Source organism: uncultured Victivallis sp., assembly GCF_944391105.1.
In the GTDB taxonomy this organism is placed as follows: Bacteria; Verrucomicrobiota; Lentisphaeria; order Victivallales; family Victivallaceae; genus Victivallis.
Map to the genome: position 1 here is coordinate 1 of NZ_CALXSK010000084.1, position 3,252 is coordinate 3,252.

At 56.8% G+C, this 3,252-nt stretch carries 3 protein-coding genes; 1 reads left to right on the top strand and 2 read right to left on the bottom strand.

Annotated elements, in window-relative coordinates; all coding sequences use genetic code 11:
- Window positions 1-199 precede the first annotated feature (199 nt).
- Complete coding sequence (locus Q0K10_RS15500) at window positions 200-373, top strand: hypothetical protein (RefSeq protein ID WP_294509054.1); 174 nt, start codon at window positions 200-202, stop codon at window positions 371-373.
- 426 nt (window positions 374-799) lie between these two features.
- On the opposite strand, the gene Q0K10_RS15505 is transcribed toward Q0K10_RS15500, so the two are convergent.
- Complete coding sequence (locus Q0K10_RS15505) at window positions 800-2,470, bottom strand: glycosyl hydrolase family 28-related protein (RefSeq protein WP_294509057.1); 1,671 nt, start codon at window positions 2,468-2,470, stop codon at window positions 800-802.
- Between the two features lie 37 nt (window positions 2,471-2,507).
- Window positions 2,508-3,197: a type II secretion system protein gene (locus Q0K10_RS15510; protein ID WP_294509060.1), complete on the bottom strand. Its 690-nt coding sequence runs from the start codon at window positions 3,195-3,197 to the stop codon at window positions 2,508-2,510.
- Between the last annotated feature and the right edge of the window lie 55 nt (window positions 3,198-3,252).

A 3,252-nucleotide genomic window follows, 5' to 3' on the forward strand; every position in this document is an offset into this window, starting at 1 on the left:
GAGCCCGTGTCGGGCTGCCGGCAATATCGCCTTGAAGGCGTGGTGCATACCACCGGCTTAGCCGGTGGTTTTGATTGCATCTTGACCGGATAAAAAATCCACATTATTTGACTTTTTCCTGAAGCGGGATATATTCTATCCTATCGAGAGTGCCGCATGGTACTCGCAACTCATCATCCAAAGGGAAAGGAAAAGTATTATGAAGAAGTTTCTCATTCTCGCCGCCGCTGCTGGTCTGCTGTGTGCCGTGACCGGATGCGGATCGCTGCGCACTCCGACTTCCGGAGAGAACAGCAAGAGCGTTTACTACAGCACCTTCTACGGCATCTCCATCGAGAGCCTCGTTTACGGCGACGGTCTGATCGTCAAATAATCTCTGCATCTGCAGGAATTGCAATGCCGGGACGGAACGGACCTTCGTTTCGTCCCGGCATTTGTGTCTATGGAAGAGTGCCGGATTCTTCTTTCTGACACGGAATCCGGCTGGTTGAAAGGAACCGGAGATCGTATGGATTCCGATTCCGAATCGCTCCAGGCCCGGCCCGGCCTGCCGGATGCAAGCGGGTGAAACCAATTCACGTTGTCTGCCGGAGTGATCGGCCCGGAGGATGATTTCACCTTGGTCGGGAAGAAAGCTCCCTGGGGAAGACGGAAAACTCTTTCATGCGCCGGGGAATCGATGAACACCCGCATTCTGTCCGCCCCAAACACGCCATTCCGGTTACGGAACCCGGGTCGACATCGGCCAGATCCGGCTGAAGAGTTCCTGTCAATTACGGCTCATTGCGTCGGAAGGCTCTCATCGGGGAGACAAGCTGCCGTCCGAAGGACCGAATTTCCAATTCTTCACCCCATACGGACCGCTCTGCGCGAAAACCGGCGGAATGGAGGACGGAACCAGTTGCAGGCCTCCGATGGAGATGCGGTCGGTGGTGAATCTGTCATCCCCGCCTCCGAGTTCGAACGCCGCTTTCAGCGAGCCGGAACCGGTCACGTCGACATCTTCAAAATGAATTCCGCGACTCTGAAGGACCTGTATTGCAAACGGCACGGAACCGGAAAGATTTGCGTCCTTGATCTTCAACCGGGAGATCCGGGAGTCCAGTGTCTGAAACAGTGTGAGAGCGCTCCCCCCGGATCCGGAAATGCCGACATCCTGCGCCTCGAAATTTCGGCAGCGCTGAATGACAAGATTCCCGTTCCGGATGCGCACGCCGGTGATCCGGGAATCGCTGTTGCGAAGCTCCCCGAGTCGAGCCGGATCGCCAGTCTCATCCCTGCCGATCAACAGAAAAGTTCCTGCGTCGATCGTCGCGTTGTCAACCCGACAGTCGGTAAAAGTGCGGAACCGCCAGCGGCAGCCGGAGGTGACGAAATCCCGGAGTCGCACCCCGGATACGCCGCTCAGGTGTACGCTGTCATTGCTGCAGTTCTCAATGCGAAACGTCACGCATTGAACATCGAACCGGCTGAAGGCCGGGTTGTCAGTAACCGGATCGAACTGCATGATATACAATCCCGTATTGCTCCCTTTCACGGTAACATCGCGGATGGAGATATCCCGGCTTGCGAGGTACTGCCAGTGATTGACTGCTGTGAGCGGCCCGGCATCGATGATGATTCCACATCCGACTTTATCCTCAACCTCGACATCCGAAATCGAAATGAACTTCGATCCTGCGATACGAATCCCGTTCGCATTGCCGCCCTGAACGCGAATCCGCTTCGCGCTCGCGCCGGAATTGCTCCACGCGCCGAGTTCCGGCAGCGAAAAGACCGTACCGGTCTCCCCTTCGAACTTCTCAGCATAATAGGTGACAAACGCCAGTGCGTCATCACCGGTCCGGATTCCGGTGACGCCATCGACCTCGATATTGGAGCAGGCATTGAAATGGAGACCGTCCGCCCAGCTTTCACGCACTGTGAAGTCGCGGACGGTCACATTGCTGCACCCCATGAAAACCGCACCGGTCTGAGCGCTCTTCCCGACTTCACAATTCACCATGCGGATCTGAGCGAGAGTACGCAGAGGATCAGGATATCCCAAACGGAACCCGTCGCCGTTGCTGCGGACTTTCGGTTTGTTTTTCCAGACGACCTTCACGTTGCGCAGTTCAATGTTCCGGGCGGGGCCGCGTACCGTCACACCGTGCCCGCCGCCGGAACCGTCCGGCAGAAGATTGTCCATAAGCAGAACCGCCTCCGGATCAAAACAAATCACTGCATTCGAAATCCCGTCAAGAAAAATGCCGCCGGGTCCCGGCGTCGCAATGCGGTAACGTCCGGCGGGAAACCGGAGCGTCCCGCCGCCGTTTTTCTTCAACTCAGCAACCGCTGCCCGAATGGCGGCGGAATCATCCGCGACGCCGTCGCCGCGCGCCCCGAATCGAGTCACGTCGATCTCCGCCGCATGCAGCAGAAACACGCCAAGCAGCAGAATTCCCATCCCCAGTCGAATACAAAAATTCATTCTTATCGCCCCTGTGTCTCCCGCCCGTCCCGGCAAATCACCACTCGCCCAGAACGAAATCCTTCTCGAAATCGTCCGCGTTCATGCCCCGGGCGTTCACCGCCGCGGCATGACCGTCAGCAAAGACGACGTTGTCCATTTTGTTGTGCGCGTTCCCCCAGACGGCCGTATCGGAGTTGCCCGCTTCGAAGAAATAGGCACCGGGATTCTTGGCGTCGCAGAAAACAGCTTTTGCCGAAGGACGACGGCAGGCCGAAAGTTTGCGCGGCCGGTACGCCTGCTCAAAAACAGTTCCGTAAACCGATCCGATTCGTCCGTTTATTCCGTAAGTCGTCGTCTTTTTCCCGGAGACCTCGTACTGTTCCTGCACGGAACTGCATACGAAGCTCTTGTGCATCTCCTTGAAGTTGTTGAACTCCTCGGTGCTGGAAGCCATCGGCGAACCGACGACGAACGAATAGAGCATCTCGTACCAGTAAGCCTCCTTCGGCCCGCCGGGACAGAAATAAGATTGCTCATAAGGGCCGTTGCGCAACACCACGTAATCATCATAGGCATCAGCATAGAAGACGTTGCCGACTCCAAGCTGCTTCAAGTTGTTGATGCAGTTCGCGGCCCTCCCGCGTTCCCGCGCCTGGTTCAATGCGGGCAGCAGCATCCCGGCCAGGATCGCGATGATCGCAATCACGACGAGGAGCTCGATCAAGGTAAAGGAATCAGGATTGATTACGTGCTTGCCGCGTAATCAGCTTTCTTGAACTGGGACGCGGTGTATGGGGATT

Excerpts from the sequence above, each read along its gene's own strand:
- Q0K10_RS15500 (WP_294509054.1), top strand. The coding sequence starts at position 200 with ATGAAGAAGTTTCTCATTCTCGCCGCCGCTGCTGGTCTGCTGTGTGCC.
- Q0K10_RS15505 (WP_294509057.1), bottom strand. The coding sequence starts at position 2,470 with ATGAATTTTTGTATTCGACTGGGGATGGGAATTCTGCTGCTTGGCGTG.